This window comes from Pseudocitrobacter sp. 2023LY-00077 (assembly GCF_055796175.1).
The window spans coordinates 39,039-61,717 of record NZ_JBSPEI010000016.1; the positions used below are offsets into that span (position 1 = coordinate 39,039).

Here is a 22,679-nt window from a genome sequence, read left to right on the forward strand (position 1 = left end):
CAAAAAACGACCATAAGATGGATATATGCTCAGCCCCCACCGGAAAATCGCGATGACTTAGTCTGCTAACATAATAGCAGGCTTCAGACGCGCGCTTCCCTCACATTGAATAAAGCCAAAAAGATAATAACCGTCAATTATTAAACTCAGCATAAAGAGAAAATTAATTATTAATAGCGTCACGATAAAATCAATAATATAAAAGTTTATAAGTAAACCCTGAAAATAATACGTTATTAGTACCGTTTCATTAACATACCGCGACTAACTTATATTTATCTGTCATCGCAAACCCGGTCATTATCTGTATCGCAGCGATACACGAGTCCGGTTGCCACCGCATTACGCGGGCCTTCCGTTCCGCGAATGTTGCCCTGCCCGGCGACCACACCATAATGGGATAACGCATCGGTGATCATTTGCGGGATTTCGAAGTCCAGCGATGACCCGCCTACCAGCACCACAAAGGCCATGTCACGGATTTCGCCCCCCGGCGAGACCTGCCGCAGAGCCCGCAAGCAGTTGGTCACAAAAACTTTTTCTTTTGCCTGTCGGCGCACCAGACGGATTTTTTCCAGCGAAGTGTGATTATCAATCGGGATCAGGGTGCCGTTTTTGATATACACCACTTTAGCGAACACGGCCGGGCTGAGCGGTTCGCGGAAAAACTCCACCGCCCCATTTTCATGGCGAATACTGAACAGGCTTTCAACTTTGGCGAGCGGGTATTTCTTAATCTCCTCCGCCAGCGTCAAATCGCTTAATCCAAGCTCGGTTTTGATAAGCAGGCTGACCATATTACCCGCCCCCGCCAGATGCACCGATTTTATCTGCCCTGCTCTATTGATGGTGGCGGCATCCGTAGAACCCGCGCCTAAATCCAGGATAGCCAGCGGTGTGTCGCTCCCCGGTGTGGTGAGCGCCCCGGCAATCGCCATATTGGCCTCCACGCCGCCCACTTCCACACGGGTGTTTAAACGTTGGCTGAGTTCGCGCGCAATGACCTCCATTTGCAGTCGGTCAGATTTCACCATAGCCGCAATGCCCACGGCATTTTCCATCGAGAACTCATCCGCCAGCCCGCCCTGAACCTTGCAGGGAATGAATGTGTCCACGGCAAGTAAATCCTGAATAAAGACCTCATGAGCACCGTGACCGCTCAGGGAAGCCATCACCTGGCGCACCCGTTCCAGCATCCCGCCAGCGTGGGTGCCGGGTTCACCGCGAATATCGCAAATTGGGGCACACCCGGCGACCGCGCGCATAATCGACTCGGCTCCACGTGCCACATCCGCCTGGACGGTACGTTTTTCCCCACGCACGGTGATATGCCCCGCCGGGATCACCCGCGATTTCACATCGCCTTTCGGCGTTTTCAGCACCACCGCCGAACGGTTGCCGATAAGCGCTCTCGCCACGGGCACAATCATCCGTGTCTCTTCCGGGGTGAGCGCAAACCAGGTGGCGATGCCATAGGGATTAGACAACAGCGAAATCACCTGCCCGGTCGCCGCCACTTCTACCGCCGCCAGCACGCCTTCGGGTACCTGGTCGATAAGCGTCACTTCGTCAACAATCGGCAAGGTACGCTGCAGGCGATTATTGATCAGCACGCCGTCATCCTGCTGGAGGATCACCGCCACCACGTTGATGCCCCGCGTGAGCGCCTCATTCAGTTGCCAGGCGGCATCCATAAAATCGACCTGATGGTCCACCAGCGGTATCCATCCGCTGCTGTATTCTTCGGGCGTCAGCGCGTCCAGATTTTCCAGACGGATCGTGGTCCCAACGCCCAGTCCCTCACCGCCCGGCGTCTGGGGGTTATGACCAATCATCGTCGATTCGGTGATAATGGTTTCGGTAATGGTCTCCATCGCCACATCGCCAATGACCGGCGCGGCCTCATTCAGGCAAATGAGCGCCACATCCTGCTGACTGCGCCCGGCTTTATCCAGCGCCTGCGTGAGGGAGCCAATCACCCCGCTGATGTTGTCCCGTGTCCCTTTCGTTCCGGTCGTCGGCACAATTCCGCTGGTAAGAAACCGCAGCCCCTGACTGGTGGACTCGGCCAGGGCGACTTCTGTCGTGGCGTTGCCAATATCAATCCCCGCAATCAATGCCATATCAGCTCGCCCTTATGCTTCTTTTTTGCGCAGCTTATCGCGCTGGCGATAGACTTCTGCCGATTCGCGAATAAACGCGGCGTTAATCGTCGCCTGATACTGGTTTTCCAGTTCATCGGCAATCGCCAGCAGCTCCTCGGTGGAAGAACGATAGGGGCGCAGCGCATTATAGATTTCGAGGATCCGGCTATCAGGAATGGCAATTAACTCCCCGGCGCGACGCAGGTTGCGGGCGATAGCATGGCGCTGCATCTGTTCTGCGATTTGCGCCTGATACTCCAGAGTTTCCCGTGAGATACGCACATCCTGCGGACCCACCTTTCCGGCGAGAACATTTTCAAGCGTGATATCGGTAAGCGGTTTTCCGGTCGGCGTCTGAATACGCTCCGGGCAGCGGGTTGCCAGCGGGTAATCTGCGGCCGTCATTGTGGTTTTGGTGGTCATTTTTCCTCCCGGATAATTTCAATATTCAGCGCAACGGGTTTGGCATCCGGCACCACATGTTTTGTCTCTTTGATGTGGAACAACGCCGCCTTCGCCATAAATTTCGGACGCACCATCTGGTCATTCACCACCGGCACCGGCGAGGGCGATTCTTTACGGGCATAGCGCGCGGCGTTTTTGCCAATCTGACGATAGGTTTCGAGCGTTAACAGCGGAGCCTGAGAGAACAGCTCCAGGTTACTGAGCGGCAACAGATCGCGTTGGTGGATAACCGTTGTCCCTTTAGACTGGATACCGATTCCAATCCCCGAGCCGCTGAGATTTGCCGCATCCCAGGACATAAAAGAGACATCCGAGGTGCGCAGGATCCTGACCACTCTGGCATGCAGCCCCTCTTCCTCAACGCCCGCCACCAGCTCTTTGATAATTGCTTTATGCGGCATATCAATGAGGGTTTGATGCTGAAATTTATCAAATGCCGGGCCAACGCCAATGACGACTTCATCGGCACGTTCACCCGCACCGGCAACGCCGTTTTCAACCAGCGTCAGGGTAAAAACCGGGCTCTTTTTCTTTTTCGTTTCCATGATGCAGTTCCCCTTACTCGATGCTGTCAGGCTGGATAACCGTGGCAATGTTTTTGATCTCTTCCCAGCGTTCCGGGGAGATTCGGTAGCCCGTACCCGGCCCCTGGTAATCGTTGACATCATTTACGGCGCTGACCACGTCAAAATCACGGTCGAGGATCGCGGAGGTTTGCAGATAATCCCCGGTCACACGCTGGCGCAGCATATTGAGAATATTGTCGGCCACATCATCAAATCCGTTAACGCTCAGGGCCTTAACAATATCCAGCCCGGTGATATTGCGCTTCATCATCTCTTCCACCGCACTCAGATCGTCCACCACATTACGCGGCGGCATGTCTTTACTGCCGTGCGCATAGGTCGCCGCCGTCACTTCTTCATCGGTCACCGCAGGCAGCCCCAGTTCACGGAATACGGCCTGTACCGCGCGGGCCGCTTTATTGCGGATGGCGATGGTCTCTTCTTCCGATACCGGACGCAGACCGCCATCGACCATCAGGTCACGTTGCAGAATGTTGTAATCATCAAAGTCTTCCGCGTCGAAATTCGACCCGGCAAACATGTTGTCGTAGTTCGGTACGGCGCTATAGCCTGAGAAGATAAAGTCCGTCCCCGGCAGCATCTGCATCAGCGTGCGTGCCGTGCGGCGAATATCAGAGTGGGAGAACGTCTGGTCATTGGCGGAGGCCACTTCCAGGTCGAGCATGGAGGCAATCAGGTTTTCCGCCAGCACCGCACGAATACCAGAAGGCACCGCCCCGGTCATGCCAATGCAGCTTACCGCGCCATTTTGCAGCCCCTGCACCCCGGCACCTTTGGTGATAAAGATGCAGCGCGACTCCAGGTAAAGCATCGATTTGCTTTCGGAATATCCCATCAGCGCTTCCGAGCCTGTGCCAGACGTGTAGCGCATTTTCAGCCCGCGAGACGCGTAGGCAGACGCCAGAAAGGCTTTCGACCACGGTGTGTCATCGCCATCGGTGAACACCGCTTCAGTACCGTACACGGAGACCGTCTCCGCATAGCTGGTAAACCCGCGCATCCCTAACTCCAGTTCGGTGGCTTCTTCCACTGAGCACTGGGTTAATACGCCAGGGCGGCCAGATTGCGAGCCCACCAGCAACGCCAGGGCATTAAACGGCGCATAGCGGGCAATGCCGACGGTGGTCTCCTGTTCGGAGAATCCGCGGATCCCCGCTTCGGCGGCATCCGCTGCAATTTGCACCGGGTTGTCTTTCAGGTTGGTCACATGGCACTGATTGGAAGGCGTACGCCGCGCGCGCATTTTCTGCAACGCCATCATCATTTCCACCACGTTCATGTGGGCCATCACTTCCACCGCTTTCGCCGGGGTAATGGCGGTGGTGATGTTAATGATTTCTGCCCGCCCCACGTTGATATCCACCAGCATGCGTGAAATCGTCAACGCATCCAGGGCCATTGCGCGTTCTGTCTGTTCAATGTTGATGGCGTAATCGGCGATAAACCGATCAATCATGTCGAAATCGGCCCGGGCTTTGCCGTCCAGTTCAACAATGCGCCCGTTTTCGACTTTCACGGAAGATGGCGGGTCCCAGGGGCTACCCATTGCAATCAGCCCTTCTTCAGGCCATTCACCAATCAGGCCATCCTGGTTAACTGGCCGCTTTTCGAGGACTTCGAATCGTTTTGATCGTCTCATTTTGCTCTGGCTCATAAGATTAAAAAATTGTGCCCGGTAGTGCTCTCCGGGTGAGAATTACCGGCAACTTAAAGGGCGCAGCGCAATAAAAAAATTAAATAAATTCGGTTTCATTTTGGGACATCTTTTCGTTAATCCGTTTCACAGTGGAACGCATTAAAACAGCCTCACAAATAAATGTGATACACGACCGACGTCAAATCAAAATATCGCTAAAAAAGCCTTACCTATAAAACAACCTGCTCATTTCGCCCTGTTGACTTACGTTCATTAAAAGCAAAAATAACACCAAAGGATTAATGTGGTTTTCGTCCATTAACTATCCAGCATTTAAATATTTATTAAATTAACACCACTCCCATTAACAATCTGCGGATGATTTCAGGAGTACGTATGAATAAAAGTCTTCCCCGTGCCACCATCAGCCTTGCCATGGCAAAAGCGATGACGGCAGCCGCTGAGAGTAAAGCCAGTGAAATCAATGTTCCGGTGGTCATCTCCATCGTCGACAGCGGCGCAAACCCGCTGTTAATGCAGCGAATGGATGAAGCCTTTGTCACCAGTTGCGATATTTCGCTGAACAAAGCGTGGTCCGCATGCTGCCTGCAACAACCGACGCATGAAATTACCGCAGGCGTTCAACCGGGTCAGTCGCTCTATGGTTTACAGCTTACCAATCAGCAGCGAATTGTTATTTTTGGCGGTGGTTTCCCCATTATTGAAAACAATCAGGTTATTGGCGCAATCGGCGTCAGTGGTGGCACGGTTGAACAGGATATGGAAATAGCCAGGTCAGCGCTCGACTATTTCGACAAGCATTAATCAACTTTATTTCTAACTCAATTTTCTGAGGCTTATTATGAGCGATCGTATGTATGACTTTCTTGTTCCAAATGTGAACTTCTTCGGCCCGGGCGCGGTGTCTGTTGTGGGCGAACGCTGCAAACTGTTGGGCGGGAAAAAAGCCCTGCTGGTGACCGATAAAGGCCTGCGCGCCATTAAAGACGGCGCAGTCGATCAGACCGTAAAACATCTGCGCGAAGCCGGTATTGACGTGGTAATTTTTGATGGTGTCGAACCGAACCCGAAAGACACCAACGTGCGCGATGGTCTGGCGGTCTTCCAGAAAGAGCATTGCGACATGATAATCACCGTGGGCGGCGGCAGTCCTCATGACTGCGGGAAAGGTATCGGTATCGCCGCGACCCACCCAGGCGACCTTTATAGCTATGCGGGTATCGAAACCCTGACCCATGCGCTGCCACCGATTATTGCCGTCAACACCACCGCCGGCACCGCCAGCGAGGTCACCCGTCACTGCGTACTGACGAATACCAAAACCAAAGTGAAATTCGTTATTGTGAGCTGGCGTAACCTGCCTTCTGTTTCCATCAATGACCCGCTGCTGATGGTTGGCAAACCTGCCGGTTTGACCGCCGCAACCGGGATGGATGCGCTGACTCATGCCGTGGAAGCCTATATCTCCAAAGATGCCAACCCGGTGACGGATGCTTCTGCTATCCAGGCTATTAAACTGATTGCGACTAACCTTCGTCAGGCCGTGGCGCTGGGCACCAACATCAAAGCGCGTGAAAATATGGCCTGCGCGTCACTGCTTGCCGGGATGGCGTTTAACAATGCTAACCTCGGTTATGTCCATGCGATGGCTCACCAACTTGGCGGCCTGTACGACATGGCTCACGGTGTGGCAAACGCCGTGCTGTTACCGCACGTCTGCCGCTACAACCTGATAGCCAACCCGGAAAAATTTGCCGATATCGCCACCTTTATGGGCGAAAATACCACCGGGCTCTCCACGATGGACGCCGCTGAGTGCGCGATTAACGCCATTGCCCGTTTGTCCAAAGACGTTGGCATCCCTCAGCACCTGAATGAACTTGGCGTAAAAGAGGCTGACTTCCCGTATATGGCGGAAATGGCGCTTAAAGACGGCAACGCGTTCTCTAACCCGCGTAAAGGGAATGAGAAAGAGATTGTTGAGATTTTCCGTCAGGCGTTCTGAAGCACGTCACCAAACCATTCGCGGGCCTCTGTGCCCGCTTTTGTGATTTAACTGACGTGGAGAACGCGTATGCAAAACCCTGGTATTCCCGACTCACCCGCAGTGCATCTGTTTTACCATCCAGGCCTGCACGACAGCGAAAGGCTGCGTCAGATAAGCCTCGGTCTTGAGGAACAGGGTGTACCTTGCCGAACCATCTCCTGTGCTGACATCGATAACGCACTGGCGCTTGCCCATCAGGCCGCGCAGCACTCCGCGCTCCGTACCGGGATCGGCGTTTCCGCCAGCGGCGATACCGTACTGACACATGCCCAGTACCCTGCCGATCGCCCCCTGCGTCACTGCCCTCCTGACAGTGGCTACGCCCGTTTACGTAATCTCGGCGCGAATGCGGGCCAGTTGGTGAAAGTCATCCCCTTTAGCGAGGCGCTATAACATGTATCGCATCTATACCCGAACCGGTGATAAAGGCACGACGGCGCTGTTTGGCGGTAGCCGAATCAATAAAGACGATATCAGAGTGGAAGCCTACGGCAGTGTGGATACGCTAATTTCACTGCTGGGTGTCTGTCATGCTGCCAGCGACGATCCTGACCTGCGTGCCGGGCTGCACCGCATTCAGGAGGAGTTGTTTGTGGTGGGCGCTGAACTGGCCTGCGATGAACGGGGGATTACTCGTCTCAGCCGCGTTATCGATCAGGCGGATATTAACCGACTGGAACAAGAGATCGACCGAAATATGACCGCAACGGGCCCACTAAAAGCGTTCGTCATCCCCGGCAAGAACCTGGCTTCGGCTTACCTGCATGTGGCGCGCACGCAGGCCCGACTGCTTGAAAGGATTCTGGTGGCAATGGACAGAACTGTGCCCCTGCGCGAATCGTTAAAAAGTTACATCAACCGTCTGTCTGATGCGTTGTTTGCGATGGCGCGCGTGGCGGAGTGCCAGCCAGAGGAGAACCTTAATCCTGATGTCGATGCTTGAACTGAGTGACATCAATATCAAACTGCTTCATTTTACGCCACAGGGTGGTGCGGCCAATATTCAGCAACCGTGACATCTCCTGTACGCGCCCACTGGTCACTCTGGCGGCGTGAATAATCGCTTCTTTCTCTATTGCCGAAATGCTCATACTGGCGGGCATTAATGTACTGTTTCCCGCCACACCGGGGTGTTCGCTGAATAGCCACCCTGGCAGATTGCTTAACCGGATGTGCCCGTGCTCGCTGCTGATAGCAATATTCTCCACGATGCTATTCAGCTCAAAATCATTTCCCGGCCACGAATAGGCCACCAGATGCGCCAGCGCATCGTCGTCAACTTTCAGTCGGGATGAGAAACGCCGCTCCAGCGTGCGCAAGCGGCTATGCACCAGCGACGGGATACTGTTCCGCCGTTCACGCAGCGGTGGAATGCTGATTTCAAACGAGTGTAAAGCGTAATAAAGCTGACGGCTAAAGCGGTTTTGTTCCACCAGATTGCCGAGATCCATCGTCGTGGTGGCAATCACTTTAACATCCACCGGAATCAACCGGCGCGCATCCAGACGCGTCACCACACCCTGCTTGATCACCTGAAGTAAAATGGACTGTAGCTCCGGGGCCAGATATTCGATCTTCTCCAGAAAAAGTGTGCCACCGGACGCCAGCTCAAGGCGACTCAGACGCCCATTCTCTTCTTCCGTTGCCGAACTGCCCATGAAATCCACGCCAAGGGCATTATCGGCATACAGCTGGCAGTTAACGGCAATAAACGGGCCCGCCGCCCGTTCGCTTTCGTTATGAATTGCCTGCGCGATTAACTCTTTACCAACTCCCTCTTCCCCGCACATGAGTACCGGGAAATTGCCCCGCGCGGCCTGACGACCAAAATGAATCAACCGCCGGGTTTCCGGATCGTCCGCCGACATCTGCGAAAACGTATGGCTCACCTTACCCAGCTGGCTGGTCATTAACTGGCGCATTTGTTCAACCGGATGGAGCAGCAGAATGAAACTGGTTCCCTGCGCTTCGACAATCGGTTTTAGCGTGATGACCGCATCGACAAACTGGTGCTGGCTTTCGAACGTGACTTCGGCGTGGCTGAGGGAGCGCGCCTGTTTGGTGGCCCGCCGAAGCAGGGCGGGCAGCGTGACCAGATCGTTAATATTTTTCCCCTGACACGCCTGCGCATCGAGGTGTAATAACCGCGCCGCCTGGGGATTAAGAAACTGTAATATGCCCTGCTCATTCCAGGCCATCACACCGTCATCCATGCTCTCGAGAAGGCCGTACATCTGATTGAGATGGCGGTTAGACTCCGCCAGTAAGCTATCCGTCAGCAACGAATTCCCCACTTCTCTGGCCATCGCCAGGGTCAAAGAGAGATCTGCCACGCCCGAGTCCTCAGCCAGACAACACAGGGCAATCGAGCCAAATAAACGCCCATTGTTATCAAAAATAGGCGTGGAGCAGAACGCCCACGGGAATAAGGCCTGTTTAAAATGTTGATCGCCCAGAGTTTTTATCGGCTGCCCGATCATTGACGCCAGAGAGAGAGAACAGGTACCAATAATGCTTTCCGCGCAGTAACTACCGGCCATGAACCCCAGAGAATCCAGCGCCTCCAGGGTATCCGGGTGGCCGCAGCGGGTCAAAACACAGGCAGACTCATCCAGAATAAACAGGGCGCACGGGCGACCGTCCATATACTCCCAGGCATCCTCCAGCGCCGCCTGGCCGATGGTCAACAGCGCAGTCTTACGACGGCAGATAGACTGGAACGTCAGCCCCTGAGCCTGATGCGGCGTACTCCAGAATTCGCGCTTCATCATCTTGCCGCAGCGGTGCCAGGACTGGTCAATAAATGACGTCAGGGCCTGTTCGACGTGCTCATTCTGCGTGGTCATAGCCTTATTACTCTCTTCTCTGCCTGCCTGAAAAGGCCGGTCCATAAAAACAACAACCCCCGGCACCGGTAACGGCAACGCCAGGGGAGATCCACAACGCAGGTGGAACGCTGGCCGGATTAGCGACCAGCGGTAATCGTTACTCAGTAGCCAACCATTGTGCGCCCAGGCGATCGGCCGTCAGGATCGCGCCGTAAACGCTTTCCGGGCTCACCGGGAACGGCATATTGTGGATGGTTTCCCCTTCAGCGCAGGTCGCTTTAGCCACGGCAAGGATTTTCTCCTCAATGCCTTCTTTCACGCCCATCTGCGCCAGCGTCATTGGTAAGCCCACTTTCTGGCAGAAACGCAGTACCGTCTCGATTTCTTCCATTGGGCTGTTTTGCAGCACCAGTTGGGCCAGCGTACCGAAAGCCACTTTCTCACCGTGATACAGATGGTGACACTCTTCCAGAATGGTGAAGCCATTGTGAATGGCGTGAGCCGCTGCCAGGCCACTGCTTTCGAAACCGATGCCGCTCAGATAGGTGTTAGCTTCAACAATGCGTTCCAGCGCAACGGTAACAACACCCGCTTCGGCCGCCAGGCGTGCTTTTTCACCCTCCGCCAGCAAGGTGTCGTAACATAAGCGTGCAAGACTCAATGCGGCGGCCGTTGACTGACCTCCCGCCATACTGACCGCACGTGCGTCGTAGCAGGCTTTCGCTTCAAACCAGGTAGAGAGTGCATCACCCATACCCGAAACCAGTAATCGTACGGGGGCTTTGGCAATAATCGCCGTATCCATCACCACCATATCGGGGTTTTTCGGGTAGATCAGATACTCTTCAAATTCCCCGGCTTCGGTATAAATAACCGACAGCGCGCTGGTCGGCGCATCCGTAGAGGCAATGGTCGGGATAACCACAACCGGCAGTTTATGGTAATAGCCAATGGCTTTTGCTGTATCGAGCGTTTTCCCGCCGCCAATACCCACCACGCCTTTGCACCCTTTCTGCTGCAAAATCGCGCCAAGGCGATTGATTTCCGCATGGCTGCATTCGCCGTTAAAGCGTTCTGCATGGCAGCTTATGCCGTTTTCATGCAGACCATTCAGTACCTTGTCACCCGCCAGTTTCATGACGAAATCATCGGCAATCACAAAAAAACTGTCTGCCAGGTTTTTGGCATACTCGCCGAACAACGCAGCTGCATCAGGACCCTGAAGATATTTTGCCGGAGACTGAATAACTTGTAGCATTCTCTACACCCTCACATTGAACTCGTTTCCATGATGACGCCGGGTGACGCTCGCTCCTGTTTATCGCGTTTCCAACGGGAGATTGAGCACGACCGACGCGGTAGCACTCACTGTAGAGCGGGCGCAGAACAAAAAAATGCTTCACTGTTTGGTTCCACATCGGAACGCGATTCAGAAAATAACGTTTCAGAATGGAACATTAACCACGACAAAACATCAGGATTGAGATCAAGGTCTGGATCGCTATCACACAATTCAACGACAGAAAATTCTGTATCACCGCCATTTTGACCCTAATGGGCAAAAAAAAATAGTCTCTGCGGCGCTCATCGTCTCCGACGAATACCGAAACACACCTTGAAATATTGTCCGGCTTCTCACTTTTAGCGACAACCCATTAATACCGTTCCAATATGGAACGTTTTCACCTATTTCCGTTCCGACTTGAAACCAAAATCAACAGGGATTTTCTTTTTTACCCGCCAGGGGAGAATCAATTCATCGGCCAGGATACTGGAAACGCCAATACCGCAGCCGAAACCCTACAACGGGCTCACTGACCAGGTGGCCCAATAACCTCCAGCGGAGTATGCATAATGAAAAAACTGATTAACCGTGTGGAAGATGTACTGACTGAACAACTTGCCGGGATGGCGAAAGCGCACCCTGAACTGAAACTACACCAGGACCCGGTCTATGTTACCCGGGCAGATGCGCCCGTCGCGGGTAAAGTGGCCCTGCTTTCCGGCGGCGGAAGCGGCCATGAGCCAATGCACTGCGGGTTTATTGGTATGGGGATGCTGAGTGGTGCCTGCCCGGGAGAAATTTTCACCTCTCCGACCCCGGATAAAATGTTTGAATGCGCGATGCATATCGACGGTGGCGAAGGCGTGCTGCTGATCATCAAAAACTACACCGGCGATGTGCTGAACTTTGAAACCGCCACCGAGCTACTCCACGAGAGCGGCGTGAAAGTCACCACGGTGGTGGTCGATGATGATGTCGCCGTCAAAGACAGCCTCTATACCGCCGGCCGGCGCGGCGTGGCGAACACGGTGCTTATCGAAAAACTGGTGGGCGCAGCCGCAGAACGTGGTGACAGCCTTGAAGCCTGTGCCAGCCTGGGCCGCAGGCTGAACAATCAGGGTCACTCTATCGGCATTGCGCTTGGCGCATGTACCGTCCCCGCCGCCGGAAAACCATCGTTTGAACTCAATGATAACGAAATGGAGTTTGGCGTGGGCATACACGGCGAACCAGGCATCGACCGCCGCCCCTTCACCTCGCTGAACGACACCGTTGACGCCATGTTTACCACCCTGCTGGAGAACGGCAATTACAGCCGTACGTTACGCCAGTGGGACCCGGTAAAAGGCAGCTGGCAGGAAGTTACCCAGACCAAACAGGCGCTGCAACAGGGAGATCAGGTGATTGCGCTGGTCAACAACCTTGGTGCAACCCCGCTTTCCGAACTCTACGGCGTCTATAATCGCCTGGAAACACTGTGCGATGACGCCGGAATCACTCTTGCCCGCAGTCTGGTCGGTTCCTGGTGTACCTCGCTGGATATGTCCGGTTTTTCTATTACGTTGCTGAAAGCCGATGCCGAAACGCTCGCTCTTTGGGATGCCCCCGTTCACACCCCTGCCTTCAACTGGGGTCATTAAGGAGATCTGCGATGTCACTGAACAGAAATAACATTGTCGACTGGCTGTATCGCTGTGGCGAAATTTTCACCACCCAGAGCGATTTTCTTACCGGCCTCGACCGCGAAATCGGCGACGCCGATCACGGCCTGAATATGCACCGCGGGTTCAGCAAGGTGGTAGAAAAATTACCGTCCATTGCCGACAAAGACATTGGCTTTATTCTGAAGAATACAGGCATGGTACTGCTTTCCAACGTGGGGGGAGCCAGTGGCCCGCTGTTCGGAACCTTTTTTATCCGCGCAGCCCAGGTCACCCAGGCTCGCCAGAACCTCAGCGTTGAGGAGCTCTATTTGATGATCCGCGAAGGCGCTGACGGTGTGGTGAGCCGGGGGAAAGCCGAACGAGGTGATAAAACCATGTGTGACGTCTGGCTCCCGGTGGCGGATTCACTGCGTCACGCCAGCGAAAACCATCTATCAATGACCGCCGCGCTGGAAGCGGCCTGCGAGGTGGCAGAACAGGCCGCGCAATCCACCATTACCATGCAGGCGCGTAAAGGACGTGCCAGCTACCTGGGGGAACGCAGTATTGGTCATCAGGATCCGGGCGCCACATCAGCGCTGTTTATGGTGCAAATGCTGGCTGCTGCGGCTAACGCGTAATACAGAGGATAAGGCGATGGTAAACCTGGTAATTGTCTCGCACAGTGCCCAACTGGGCCAGGGCGTCGGGGAACTGGCTCGCCAGATGTTAAGGGGTGATAGCTGTAAGCTGGCTATCGCCGCAGGCATTGACGACCCAACCAATCCTATCGGCACCGATCCGATTAAGGTGATGGACGCAATCCTCTCCGTGGCGGATACGGACGCGATTCTGGTGTTAATGGATATGGGTAGCGCACTGTTGAGTGCCGAAACCGCGCTCGACCTGCTGGAACCGGAGGTGGCCGCACGCGTGCATTTATGCCCGGCCCCGCTGGTCGAGGGCGCGCTGGCCGCCACGGTCAGCGCCGCCAGCGGTGCGAGTATCGACAAGGTTATCGAAGACGCGCAAAGTGCGTTGCAGGCAAAGCGTGTTCAGCTCGGTTTCCCCGCGCTGGAAGAGTCCCGTAATAGCCTTTCGTCCGCAGAAATCGATGCTTGCGATGCGCAGGCCGAGTCCGTTACGGTGGAGATTAACAACCCTAACGGCCTGCACGTTCGCCCTGCCGCCCGGCTGGTTGAGGGGCTTTCCGGGTTTGATGCGGTGCTACTGCTGGAAAAAGAGGGCAAATGCGTCAAACCTGACAGCATCAATCAAATTGCACTGTTGAAAGTTCGCTGCCACGATCGGGTTCGGCTGGTAGCCAAAGGGCCGCAGGCCGCAGACGCCTTGATCGCATTTCAGGCGCTGGCCGCCGACAATTTTGGCGAACATTGCCAGGCAGACGCTGAGGTTGATAACGCACAACCCGCGCTGACAACGGTGAGTGGACAGGTGCTGCATTACGCCCCCGTTCATCATCGCTTCGATGACCTTGCCGACGGTACGCAGGAAGAGGAGTTTCGTCGTCTGAAAATAGCGGTAAGTCATACCCTGGACGATCTCACCGACTTAACCCGCCTGGCGGCTGAAAAATATTCGGATGACATTGCCGCCATCTTCTCGGGGCAGCATACCCTGCTTGACGATCCTGACCTGTTGAAGAGCATCAGTGAAACACTCTGCCGACAGAAATGCAGCGCCGAGCGTGCCTGGCAAGAGACCATGATGGCCCTCAGCCAGCAGTATCGTGAGCTTGATGATGACTATCTTCAGGCGCGCTATATCGACGTCGAAGACATTATGCATCGCACGCTGGGGCATCTGACGGATGTGACCGACAACGCCCCTGTTCTGCTGCATCGCACCATTCTGATTGCCGATGACATCTACCCGTCCGTCGTGTTGCAACTCGACACCAGCCACACCGCCGCTATCTGCCTGCGGCACGGCAGCCCATTAGCCCACGGCGCGATTATTGCCCGTCAGGGCGGCATTCCCTGGCTGTGCCAGCAGGGTAACGCCTTTGATAACCTGCACAACGGCGACCCACTCACGTTAAACCGTCTGAATACCAGACAGTAACGACCCGTTCACTCTCTGACACGCGCTGCGCAGTTCACTGTGCAGACGTGTCACACCCTAAGCTCAGGAAACTGTTATGTCGCAATTTTTCTACAATCAACGCGAAAACCTCGTTAATGACGCTATTGAAGGGGCGATAATCGCCAGCCCATGGAACAACCTTGCCCGACTGGACTGCGACCCTGCTGTCCGCATTGTGGTGCGCCGCGATCTGGATAAATCCAGAGTCGCCGTCATTTCCGGTGGTGGCGCAGGGCATGAACCGGCCCATGTCGGTTTCGTCGGGAAAGGCATGCTCACGGCGGCGGTGTGCGGCGATCTCTTCGCCTCTCCCAGCGTTGATGCAGTGCTTACCGCTATTCAGGCAGTCACGGGCGATGCGGGCTGCCTGCTTATCGTGAAAAACTACACCGGAGACCGGCTGAACTTTGGCCTCGCCGCTGAGAAAGCCCGCCGTATGGGCTACAAAGTGGAAATGGTGATTGTTGGCGATGACATCTCTCTGCCGGATAACAAACACCCGCGCGGGATTGCTGGCACTGTCCTGATCCACAAAGTTGCCGGGTATTTTGCCGAAACCGGCAGTAACCTGGATACGGTCGCCCGTGAAGCTCGTATGGCGATGAACCGGGTATTCAGTATCGGCGTTGCACTCTCAAGCTGCCATCTGCCTGCCGATCCGCAGGATAACGTTCGCCACCATCCGGGCCAGGCTGAACTGGGGATGGGGATCCACGGCGAGCCTGGGGCCGTTGTGGTCGATACACAGAACAGTGCCGACATTGTGCGTCTGATGGTTGAAAAAATCACCGCCGCATTACCGGATACGGGCCGCCTGATGCTCATGCTGAATAACCTGGGCGGCGTGTCGGTTACCGAAATGGCGATTCTCACTCGCGAACTGACCGCCAGCCCTCTGGCTACACGTACTGATTGGCTCATCGGGCCGGCGCCACTCGTCAGCGCCCTCGATATGAAAGGTTTTTCGATTACCGCGATGGTCATGGAAGATGGCATTGAAAAAGCACTGCTGGCAGAGGTGAAAACCGCAGGCTGGCTGCCGCCAGTACGCCTTCGCCCACAGCAAAACATGCCCTGCGATATCCGCAGCGCCCGGGTCGACTTTACGCCTTCCGAAAATGGGCGGGTTGGGCACTACGTTGAAACGGTTACCGCAACGCTCTCAGGGCTGGAAAGCGAACTCAATGCCCTGGACGCCAAAGTGGGCGATGGTGATACCGGCTCCACTTTTGCTGCCGGCGCGCGTGAAATCGCCCGCTTGTTGCACCATCATCAACTGCCGCTGGCTCAACTCGACACCCTGTGTGCACTGATCGGCGAACGCTTAACGGTGGTGATGGGCGGCTCCAGCGGTGTGCTGATGTCCATCTTCTTTACGGCGGCGGGTCAGGCTATTCATGAAGGTAAATCAGTCGTTGCCGCGTTACAGGCCGGGCTCGGTCAGATGAAGTTTTATGGCGGCGCAGATCTGGGGGATCGCACGCTGATTGACGCGCTGCAACCGGCGCTGGAGGCACTGGCGCAACATCCGGGGGATCTGGATGCGGCTTATCGGGCGGCTCAAGCCGGGGCCGATGCCACCAGCCACGCAACCAAAGCCAATGCAGGCCGGGCCTCGTATCTCAACAGCGACAGCCTGGCGGGGAATATGGATCCAGGTGCGCATGCTATCGCCATGGTCTTCAACGCACTGGCACAACGCACAAGCGCGTAATCAAAGACCTCGGGGACGGGCAGAAAGTCGCAGGTGACTGATTGAAATAGACATGAAGGGGGCAATTGCCCTCTTTTCCAGCGTAAACCTGCCAGCAATTCATCCCGGTGCGCATCCCTCTTCGCGCCACAGGCATCAGCGCGGAGCCCGGCACCGACACACCAGTCATTGTCAGCGTGGAACAGGGAAGACGGGTGATCGAGGCAGTTAAGGGCCGCCATGCCTGAAAAGGAAATACCGCATAGAACAAGTGCGACAGCCGCTTGCCGTGGAGAAAACACCATCCATCAATTCCCTGATAATCAATATCATCTTAATAAAAGACACGTGATAAAGAGGGGAATTGCACTTAAGTAAAATCAACTCAATGAATATAATTGTTTGTATTTATCCATAAGATCAGGGAGATATACTGCAACAATTCTGGATAGCTTTATTTATCAAAAGATAAGGCCTGAAACAGGCCTTTTTCCCTACTCAGTTATGGTGATGATGTTTCTTCTGGTCATGCTTATAGGCCTTTTGGCCGTCTTTATAGCCTTTCTCATAAGCTTTGCGCTGTTTCTTCGCTTTTTTACGCCAGTGCTTATCGTGCCATTCATAATGGCGATCCCAGTAATCCCGATTTTGCCAGTGGTTACCATCCCAGTAGTGACCATATGAATCACGATCGCCAATTTGTAGCTTAATTGAAGGTAATAGCGTTATCTCTTCCGCCTGAGTCATCAGTGGCTGTGACGCCAACAGCACAGCGGCCAGTAATAGTATCTTTCGCATTTGCCTCTCCTTAACAAGTGCATATTAATTGATACAATTTATCACATCCCTGTTACCTGAGATCCAGGCTAATTCTGCTTTTACCTTTTCTTATCCCTTAATAGCACCGGTATGATTAAATTCGGTACTGCTCTTTGCTAAGGCCACATTTTCCGTCCTGAGATAAAGCATTTAAGATCATCGTGCAGGGCTGGTGAAATATTTTCATGAAAACAGGCGCAGTAATCACTATAAGGATGAGATGTTTGTGATCACGTACTTTCAGAAGGGAGTCGCACACACCGTATTCAAGCGACCTGAGCGGGTCGAAAAGCTGAATGACATCATCGCCCGACATTATCCTGGAACTTAGGCTGCAAGATAAAACAGATGCTAGTCACGAATCTGTCCGATGTATTCTTGAACTCACCAACGCGAGCCTGACGGAAATGGCATACTGGATTCGCAGGCAAAATCATGGCTGTTATTACCGAAACCAAAGCACGCAACTTAAAACCTGAAGGTAAACCCATCCCTCACGGCATTGTCACAGGGCTTGCTCTGCATCCATCTTCAAAACGTGGTAAGGGTAAATGGGTACTCCGTTTCCTCAGCCCACAAACACAAAAACGTCGTAATGCCGGTCTGGGTATTTACCCTGAAGTCAGCATCGCGGAAGCAGCAAAGTTGGCTAACGCGATGCGGGAACAAATAGCCTCCGGAGTCGATCCACTGGAATTGCTACATGCAGAAAAGATTGTAATCCCATCTTTTGAAACAGCCGCTCGCAAAGTTCATGCGGAACTCCAGCCCGGCTGGAAGAATGAGAAGCACGGCCATCAATGGCTGACGACGCTGGAGAAACATGTTTTCCCTCACATTGGTTCCATACTACTTAGTAACATCACTACTGCAAACGTAGCCACGGTGCTTCGTCCACTTTGGCTATCTCGTTCAGAAACAGCGAGGAGGACTAAGCAACGCATTCATACCGTGATGGCATGGGGTTGGGCACACGGATATTGTTCTGCAAACCCTGTGGACGTGGTGTCGCACTTGCTGCCCCAGCAGCCAAGCGCAAGCCTTCGCCGGGTTCACCAGCCTGCGATGCCCTGGAAAAACATCCCACTGTTTCAAGCTAATCACCTTGATAGGAAAGAAAAGTATGACGTTAGCCGGGCAATTTTAACTTTCGTCATACTGACCTCCTGCCGCAGGGCAAGATTACGAAAGCCCGCACCCCGCAAGGACTGACGCGAGGTAGTTTCTATCCATGGCTGCTTTTCTCATCTTACGCCTTAACCCTGCCTTGAATACCTTATCATTCGTCAAAATATTAATAGCGATATGCCTTATCCCTGAAAATAATTCTGCTGCATTTCCTCTTCTTATTTTGCAGTCGTCTTCATTCATTACCACGTCCAGGCGCCAGTGCAGCTTATTCTCCACGTGCCAGTGATTTCGTATCGCTGTCGCAAACCTCTCAGCGGTTAAATCAGCAGAACTGATATAATATCTGACTGCCATTTCGGGTTCTTTCTTTTTATCTGCTATTATTGAGCGAAAGGAGACTGCTATGCATAATTTTTTCAGTCCTTTCCATTCAAACGTGAAATCAACAAGTTCGTCAGGGACATCGCAAACAATATGAAGACGGGTTTCTTCTCTGCCGTGACTCTTTTCACTTATTTCGTAACTGTAATGTCTTTCTGGCAACCCATCGCATCAGTTGTGATAATTTTTCCTTTAATATCCATCATGTTAAGAAGTTCAGGGATAGCTGTAATCTCATTGGATTTCTCATCCGTCTTGATCTGCCCGAGGACCAGACTGTGCATAGTTGAGAACGCACTAATGACATGAATCGCTCCCCTGCGGCGACTCTTGTCATAAGAGTGCCGGAGCGTTTTTCCATCAATTGCAATAACGTCTTTATCATTTGAGGAATGGCAGTCACGCATCCAGTTAATAAAGCACTCGTGAAATTTTGTAGGACTGATACAGGATACAACTCTGGCAATGGTATCGTGAACAGGAATACCATTTTCAAAATCACCATATTGCTTCAAAAAAATCGAGATGTGTTTCACCAAAATCCTCTATATCTTCCCAGCCTTCTGCACCAGAAATGACGGCACAAATAGTCAACAATAGAATATCTGTCAATTTATGTTCTACTTTCCAGGCTTGTCTGTAATCGGGGATAATAGAAATATGTTCCATCAACTTTTTAAGTTCCATTTTGTTCTCCTTATTTATACAAGGAGTATTTGATCATATATAAGCTACGAAAAACAGTTTTAGATAATAAGGAATATCTCAATTATTGAACATTTAGTGCGAATTATTTAGTACAAAAAACCGACGTTACATGATCTTTCCCTGCGGGTCTTTGCTGTTCTGGAGTGTCTGTTTCGCCAGCTCAAACTCTGTCTTTTCAGACACGCTCAGATAGTTATTCTCAACAACACTATTTGCGTATATATTTTCGTATCTGGAGGTAGAATAACAACCAAATTCCAGCGCCTCCCCATAGGCCAACAACTGCACCAATTATTCCATATTTTACATATACCTCAGAAGGTATTGGCTCCCGAGCGATGAGCCAGATACTAACCACTATTCCAATAGAGCAGGTAGCTACAGATATAAGTAACAACTTAATAAGAAGTAGTAGATGGTTTTTCATTTTCTATCCCCATTAGCTTCTTTTTGAGTTGCGCTGCTTGCACCTTCTGATACGAATGAACCAATAAATCCACCAAATGTTCCTGGTATGGAGCTCATTTGGCCGCCTTGATATATACCGTATCCGATAGATTTTTCCGAATACTTCAACGAATTCTTACTGACATCCATACCCAGCTGATTCTTAATATACTGAGATTCAAGTTTATTAGTAATTGAAGCACCAACCTTATAACCAATTCCTGTACCGGCCATACTGCCCACTACTGATGCTGTACTGTCCTGGCCTTCAATCTGGCTGCTCATGTAAGCACTACCGGCCCCCAACAATTGGTTAGCGTAATATCCTTTCCCGGCTGTCCCTATCCCGGTTAAGCCTGACATCATGAAACTGAGATAATCGAACTTCTCACCAGTATTGCCGGTTGCAACCTGGACTGCCCCATTTGCCCCGTAACTCAGCCCGGCACTAACAAATTTTTCAGTCAGCGTGGCTGATGACGTTAACAACGAACCCGCTCCCGCTACCGTACCCCAGTAATTTTCTGGCTCCCCAAAGAAAGCCAGAGCCTTATCACCCTTCGACGTATTACTGTTCAGATAGTCCATGTCGTAGCTGTTACCTTCAATAACGTAATCTTTCACATCCTGGTTTTCCAGCGAACCATAGAGCCAGCCAGGTCGGCCCGCCGCACTGAGCCCGCCTTCAATATTCCATTTATCTTCCCCGGACAGAGCTGTCAGAGGGGCGGCAGCTACATCAATATGCAGTTTCAGTCGGTTATCAGCGCTAATTACAGCATATTTATTCTGGATACTGCCACAATCCCCCCCGGATTTTCGACAGGCGGTCATTTCTTTATCGAAAGCATGTGCCTCGTCATAGCTGAGGTAATTATTCTCAACAACAACTCTTCCGGCCTGTTTGGTAATTACTCATCCAGTAGCTTTTTCCGGGCTTCTGACAATGCATTTTGAAGCCAGTCATAATCAATCGCACCAATGTTCGGGGATAATTCAACCTTAATATTGTCTTCGCCATCCTCTTGTTGTAAAAGTGCAATAAACCTTTCATCACAATAGATTTCAGCTATTAAATTTTCATAATCAACATCGCTAGCTATCACAACTTTTAATTGATGTTTATCACTCATTTCTAAGGTTCCAAAAATCCACGGAAATTACCCTGAGGATCGAAGCGAGCACCTCGCCCATCAGGAGCTACAACATCAAAACCGCCAAAGCGGTTGCCATCTTTGACTGTTGCACCAGGAGCTTTAACGATCCCATCTAATATTTTTTGCCCTTGTTCATTCATTTGAGCAGGTGTGCCCTTAGCAATAGGGAACGCGCTTCCTTCACGACTTCCATGTTTTTGCAACGCTCTTCCAGCAATAGTTAGATTCCCTGCTTTAACTGCCGGGTCAATCTTAGCGCCTGTTTGCGAAAGTACCCCCAATTCAAGTTGGCCAAATTTGCCAGCATCAATTTTTGATCCTGATCTGGACGAAATATTCTTCGCCGCATTAGCCGCTATAGCTTCAGCTTTCGCCGCTGTCGCTTCCACTGCTGTTTTACCAACTCCAATAGCTCCGGCAGCACCAACTCCGCCAGGCGTCACTGCTTCAGCTACCTGTAACCCTGCGTTATTCAGACAGATTGCCGGTGCGGCCTTACATCCTTCCAGTGCGGCTTTAGCAAGGGCTGCTATTTCCGGTGTAGCTGCCACTATCATTGCGCCTCCAGCCACCGCACCTACACCAGCAGATACAACCAGGTTTCCTTCTGCGATACCTTTAGCCATACCAGTCTTACACGCCGTATCACAGTCAGGGGTGTTACCCAACCAGAATCCAATATCTCCGGCTCCCGGACTCAGCCCATTATTCTCAACAACAACTCTTTCCGGTGCACATTCCCGTAAAGACGACAGTTTTTCCCTGTCCTTTCCGTGACTTATAACCTATTTTTCCTGCCCGCCAACTTTTTGCCCCGACGTGCCTTTTTCACTTCTCAATTTTAAGTTGTCTTCAAAAACGAGCAAAATAATCTAAACTAGAGCTATCTTCAACAAGCAATCACAGGATAATCCCCCAAACTAGTTGTAATTACATAAGATTCAAAACCATTTTTTTCAGGAATAATACGTATATGATTTTCATTGCTAAAACATAGGATTAATATTTCACCATTAATCATGGAACATGACTCAACCTTTTGATTAAGCGTAGGGAATAGAAGAATACTTGTTGTTAGATCCTCTCCATGCCCGTTCTTAAGATAACTTTTTTTGCCGCACTGAAAAGGACATTGAATCATAATTCTGCTTCCTGATGAAAATAGCAAAACTAAAGAGCCAACTCCCACAATAATTCCAGTAAGTATCGACTGGTCAAACTCTTTAAGCTCATCGATTGTAATCATTTAAAACTTACCTTTTTGGTGGCATCGTATCTACTGGCAGCGGTATATGAGTTTCCCCACGAGTACCGGTACCGCCTGTAGAAGGATTTATTGGCTGTCCATTTTTGACAGATATCCAGTAACCATTTTCAAGCCCAGGGACTGGTGTTGAGCCAGCAGGCATGACCCTTATGTAAGTGCTCCCAGAACTACTAGGATCAGTATTTTGCGGATAGTAAATGGTACTTCCAGGTGTTCGCCCTGGTTTACTTACCCATCCCTTCGGGATAACAGGTCCCTGAGCAGGATTTGCGAATGGTTGCAAGTTTGATGGGACTTTAGGGGCGCCTTTAGCA

At 52.2% G+C, this 22,679-nt stretch carries 20 protein-coding genes and 3 pseudogenes; 10 read left to right on the plus strand and 13 right to left on the minus strand.

The window, feature by feature from the left end; genetic code table 11:
- Positions 1-275: 275 nt before the first annotated feature.
- From ACWWFX_RS19300 to ACWWFX_RS19315, 4 genes are read right to left on the minus strand one after another with little or no spacing between them, the layout of a single operon-like run.
- Positions 276-2,123, minus strand: coding sequence for a diol dehydratase reactivase subunit alpha (locus tag ACWWFX_RS19300; protein ID WP_473224511.1), 1,848 nt, complete (start codon positions 2,121-2,123; stop codon positions 276-278).
- A gap of 12 nt (positions 2,124-2,135) precedes the next feature.
- Positions 2,136-2,567 (minus strand): diol dehydratase small subunit, encoded by a 432-nt coding sequence (locus ACWWFX_RS19305; protein ID WP_456145211.1) that lies wholly within the window; start codon positions 2,565-2,567, stop codon positions 2,136-2,138.
- Positions 2,564-3,154 (minus strand): propanediol/glycerol family dehydratase medium subunit, encoded by a 591-nt coding sequence (locus ACWWFX_RS19310; protein WP_049273373.1) that lies wholly within the window; start codon positions 3,152-3,154, stop codon positions 2,564-2,566. The genes ACWWFX_RS19305 and ACWWFX_RS19310 overlap by 4 nt, the downstream gene beginning before the upstream one ends.
- A gap of 13 nt (positions 3,155-3,167) precedes the next feature.
- Complete coding sequence (locus tag ACWWFX_RS19315) at positions 3,168-4,835, minus strand: propanediol/glycerol family dehydratase large subunit (RefSeq protein WP_276220336.1); 1,668 nt, start codon at positions 4,833-4,835, stop codon at positions 3,168-3,170.
- Positions 4,836-5,228: 393 nt separating this feature from the next.
- On the opposite strand from ACWWFX_RS19315, the gene ACWWFX_RS19320 reads away from it, so the two are divergent.
- The 4 genes from ACWWFX_RS19320 (at position 5,229) to ACWWFX_RS19335 (ending at position 7,843) form a co-directional block, all read left to right on the plus strand.
- Positions 5,229-5,657 carry a GlcG/HbpS family heme-binding protein gene (locus ACWWFX_RS19320; RefSeq protein ID WP_473224512.1) on the plus strand — a complete coding sequence of 143 codons (429 nt, stop codon included), beginning with the start codon at positions 5,229-5,231 and terminating at the stop codon, positions 5,655-5,657.
- Positions 5,658-5,694: 37 nt separating this feature from the next.
- Positions 5,695-6,858, plus strand: a complete 1,164-nt coding sequence (dhaT, locus tag ACWWFX_RS19325) for a 1,3-propanediol dehydrogenase (protein ID WP_004098891.1) — start codon at positions 5,695-5,697, stop codon at positions 6,856-6,858.
- A gap of 69 nt (positions 6,859-6,927) precedes the next feature.
- Positions 6,928-7,293 carry a glycerol dehydratase reactivase beta/small subunit family protein gene (locus ACWWFX_RS19330; RefSeq protein WP_473224513.1) on the plus strand — a complete coding sequence of 122 codons (366 nt, stop codon included), beginning with the start codon at positions 6,928-6,930 and terminating at the stop codon, positions 7,291-7,293.
- Between the two features lies 1 nt (position 7,294).
- Entirely contained in the window at positions 7,295-7,843 is a 549-nt protein-coding gene (locus ACWWFX_RS19335) for a cob(I)yrinic acid a,c-diamide adenosyltransferase (RefSeq protein ID WP_473224514.1), read from the plus strand.
- On the opposite strand, the gene dhaR is transcribed toward ACWWFX_RS19335, so the two are convergent.
- On the minus strand, positions 7,821-9,746 hold the full coding sequence (dhaR, locus tag ACWWFX_RS19340; protein ID WP_473224515.1) for a dihydroxyacetone kinase operon transcriptional regulator DhaR: 1,926 nt from the start codon (positions 9,744-9,746) through the stop codon (positions 7,821-7,823). The genes ACWWFX_RS19335 and dhaR overlap by 23 nt on opposite strands.
- A 139-nt stretch (positions 9,747-9,885) precedes the next feature.
- On the minus strand, positions 9,886-10,986 hold the full coding sequence (locus ACWWFX_RS19345; protein ID WP_049273380.1) for a glycerol dehydrogenase: 1,101 nt from the start codon (positions 10,984-10,986) through the stop codon (positions 9,886-9,888).
- Positions 10,987-11,582: 596 nt separating this feature from the next.
- Here ACWWFX_RS19345 and dhaK point away from each other — a divergent pair.
- The 4 genes from dhaK (at position 11,583) to ACWWFX_RS19365 (ending at position 16,476) form a co-directional block, all read left to right on the plus strand.
- A complete protein-coding gene (gene dhaK / locus ACWWFX_RS19350; protein ID WP_049273383.1) occupies positions 11,583-12,653 on the plus strand; it encodes a dihydroxyacetone kinase subunit DhaK in 1,071 nt (356 codons plus the stop codon).
- An 11-nt stretch (positions 12,654-12,664) separates the two neighbouring features.
- Positions 12,665-13,297, plus strand: coding sequence for a dihydroxyacetone kinase subunit DhaL (gene dhaL, locus ACWWFX_RS19355; protein WP_049273384.1), 633 nt, complete (start codon positions 12,665-12,667; stop codon positions 13,295-13,297).
- A gap of 16 nt (positions 13,298-13,313) precedes the next feature.
- Positions 13,314-14,741 carry a dihydroxyacetone kinase phosphoryl donor subunit DhaM gene (gene dhaM / locus ACWWFX_RS19360; protein ID WP_473224516.1) on the plus strand — a complete coding sequence of 476 codons (1,428 nt, stop codon included), beginning with the start codon at positions 13,314-13,316 and terminating at the stop codon, positions 14,739-14,741.
- Between the two features lie 76 nt (positions 14,742-14,817).
- Positions 14,818-16,476 (plus strand): glycerone kinase, encoded by a 1,659-nt coding sequence (locus ACWWFX_RS19365; RefSeq protein ID WP_473224517.1) that lies wholly within the window; start codon positions 14,818-14,820, stop codon positions 16,474-16,476.
- Between the two features lie 477 nt (positions 16,477-16,953).
- Here ACWWFX_RS19365 and ACWWFX_RS19370 read toward each other — a convergent pair whose 3' ends face one another.
- The gene (locus ACWWFX_RS19370; protein ID WP_276220345.1) at positions 16,954-17,253 is read right to left on the minus strand and encodes a DUF2502 domain-containing protein; all 300 of its coding nucleotides are present in this window, start codon (positions 17,251-17,253) and stop codon (positions 16,954-16,956) included.
- 205 nt (positions 17,254-17,458) lie between these two features.
- On the opposite strand from ACWWFX_RS19370, the pseudogene ACWWFX_RS19375 reads away from it, so the two are divergent.
- Positions 17,459-17,605 (plus strand): annotated as a pseudogene (locus ACWWFX_RS19375) (DUF4942 domain-containing protein); the annotation flags it as partial.
- Between the two features lie 104 nt (positions 17,606-17,709).
- A pseudogene (locus ACWWFX_RS19380) lies at positions 17,710-18,462 on the plus strand (tyrosine-type recombinase/integrase); the annotation flags it as partial.
- On the opposite strand, the pseudogene ACWWFX_RS19385 reads toward ACWWFX_RS19380, so the two are convergent.
- From ACWWFX_RS19385 to ACWWFX_RS19410, 6 genes and pseudogenes are all read right to left on the minus strand, one after another.
- Positions 18,457-19,473: pseudogene (locus ACWWFX_RS19385) on the minus strand (ISAs1 family transposase). The pseudogenes ACWWFX_RS19380 and ACWWFX_RS19385 overlap by 6 nt on opposite strands.
- Before the next feature lie 126 nt (positions 19,474-19,599).
- Positions 19,600-19,782, minus strand: a complete 183-nt coding sequence (locus ACWWFX_RS19390; RefSeq protein WP_473224518.1) for a hypothetical protein — start codon at positions 19,780-19,782, stop codon at positions 19,600-19,602.
- Positions 19,783-19,917: 135 nt separating this feature from the next.
- Positions 19,918-20,775 carry a hypothetical protein gene (locus ACWWFX_RS19395; protein WP_473224519.1) on the minus strand — a complete coding sequence of 286 codons (858 nt, stop codon included), beginning with the start codon at positions 20,773-20,775 and terminating at the stop codon, positions 19,918-19,920.
- A 77-nt stretch (positions 20,776-20,852) separates the two neighbouring features.
- Positions 20,853-21,074 carry a hypothetical protein gene (locus ACWWFX_RS19400; RefSeq protein WP_473224520.1) on the minus strand — a complete coding sequence of 74 codons (222 nt, stop codon included), beginning with the start codon at positions 21,072-21,074 and terminating at the stop codon, positions 20,853-20,855.
- A 2-nt stretch (positions 21,075-21,076) separates the two neighbouring features.
- Positions 21,077-21,724 carry a hypothetical protein gene (locus tag ACWWFX_RS19405; protein WP_473224521.1) on the minus strand — a complete coding sequence of 216 codons (648 nt, stop codon included), beginning with the start codon at positions 21,722-21,724 and terminating at the stop codon, positions 21,077-21,079.
- Positions 21,725-21,987: 263 nt separating this feature from the next.
- On the minus strand, positions 21,988-22,344 hold the full coding sequence (locus tag ACWWFX_RS19410) for a hypothetical protein (RefSeq protein WP_473224522.1): 357 nt from the start codon (positions 22,342-22,344) through the stop codon (positions 21,988-21,990).
- Between the last annotated feature and the right edge of the window lie 335 nt (positions 22,345-22,679).

Coding starts and splice junctions, on each gene's coding strand:
- ACWWFX_RS19300 (WP_473224511.1), bottom strand. CDS start 2,123: ATGGCATTGATTGCGGGGATTGATATTGGCAACGCCACGACAGAAGTC.
- dhaR (WP_473224515.1), bottom strand. CDS start 9,746: ATGACCACGCAGAATGAGCACGTCGAACAGGCCCTGACGTCATTTATT.
- dhaM (WP_473224516.1), top strand. CDS start 13,314: ATGGTAAACCTGGTAATTGTCTCGCACAGTGCCCAACTGGGCCAGGGC.
- dhaL (WP_049273384.1), top strand. CDS start 12,665: ATGTCACTGAACAGAAATAACATTGTCGACTGGCTGTATCGCTGTGGC.
- dhaK (WP_049273383.1), top strand. CDS start 11,583: ATGAAAAAACTGATTAACCGTGTGGAAGATGTACTGACTGAACAACTT.
- ACWWFX_RS19410 (WP_473224522.1), bottom strand. CDS start 22,344: ATGATTACAATCGATGAGCTTAAAGAGTTTGACCAGTCGATACTTACT.
- ACWWFX_RS19335 (WP_473224514.1), top strand. CDS start 7,295: ATGTATCGCATCTATACCCGAACCGGTGATAAAGGCACGACGGCGCTG.
- ACWWFX_RS19310 (WP_049273373.1), bottom strand. CDS start 3,154: ATGGAAACGAAAAAGAAAAAGAGCCCGGTTTTTACCCTGACGCTGGTT.
- ACWWFX_RS19365 (WP_473224517.1), top strand. CDS start 14,818: ATGTCGCAATTTTTCTACAATCAACGCGAAAACCTCGTTAATGACGCT.
- ACWWFX_RS19320 (WP_473224512.1), top strand. CDS start 5,229: ATGAATAAAAGTCTTCCCCGTGCCACCATCAGCCTTGCCATGGCAAAA.
- ACWWFX_RS19370 (WP_276220345.1), bottom strand. CDS start 17,253: ATGCGAAAGATACTATTACTGGCCGCTGTGCTGTTGGCGTCACAGCCA.
- ACWWFX_RS19330 (WP_473224513.1), top strand. CDS start 6,928: ATGCAAAACCCTGGTATTCCCGACTCACCCGCAGTGCATCTGTTTTAC.
- ACWWFX_RS19400 (WP_473224520.1), bottom strand. CDS start 21,074: ATGAGTGATAAACATCAATTAAAAGTTGTGATAGCTAGCGATGTTGAT.
- ACWWFX_RS19305 (WP_456145211.1), bottom strand. CDS start 2,567: ATGACCACCAAAACCACAATGACGGCCGCAGATTACCCGCTGGCAACC.
- ACWWFX_RS19395 (WP_473224519.1), bottom strand. CDS start 20,775: ATGACCGCCTGTCGAAAATCCGGGGGGGATTGTGGCAGTATCCAGAAT.
- ACWWFX_RS19345 (WP_049273380.1), bottom strand. CDS start 10,986: ATGCTACAAGTTATTCAGTCTCCGGCAAAATATCTTCAGGGTCCTGAT.
- dhaT (WP_004098891.1), top strand. CDS start 5,695: ATGAGCGATCGTATGTATGACTTTCTTGTTCCAAATGTGAACTTCTTC.
- ACWWFX_RS19405 (WP_473224521.1), bottom strand. CDS start 21,724: ATGGCTAAAGGTATCGCAGAAGGAAACCTGGTTGTATCTGCTGGTGTA.
- ACWWFX_RS19315 (WP_276220336.1), bottom strand. CDS start 4,835: ATGAGACGATCAAAACGATTCGAAGTCCTCGAAAAGCGGCCAGTTAAC.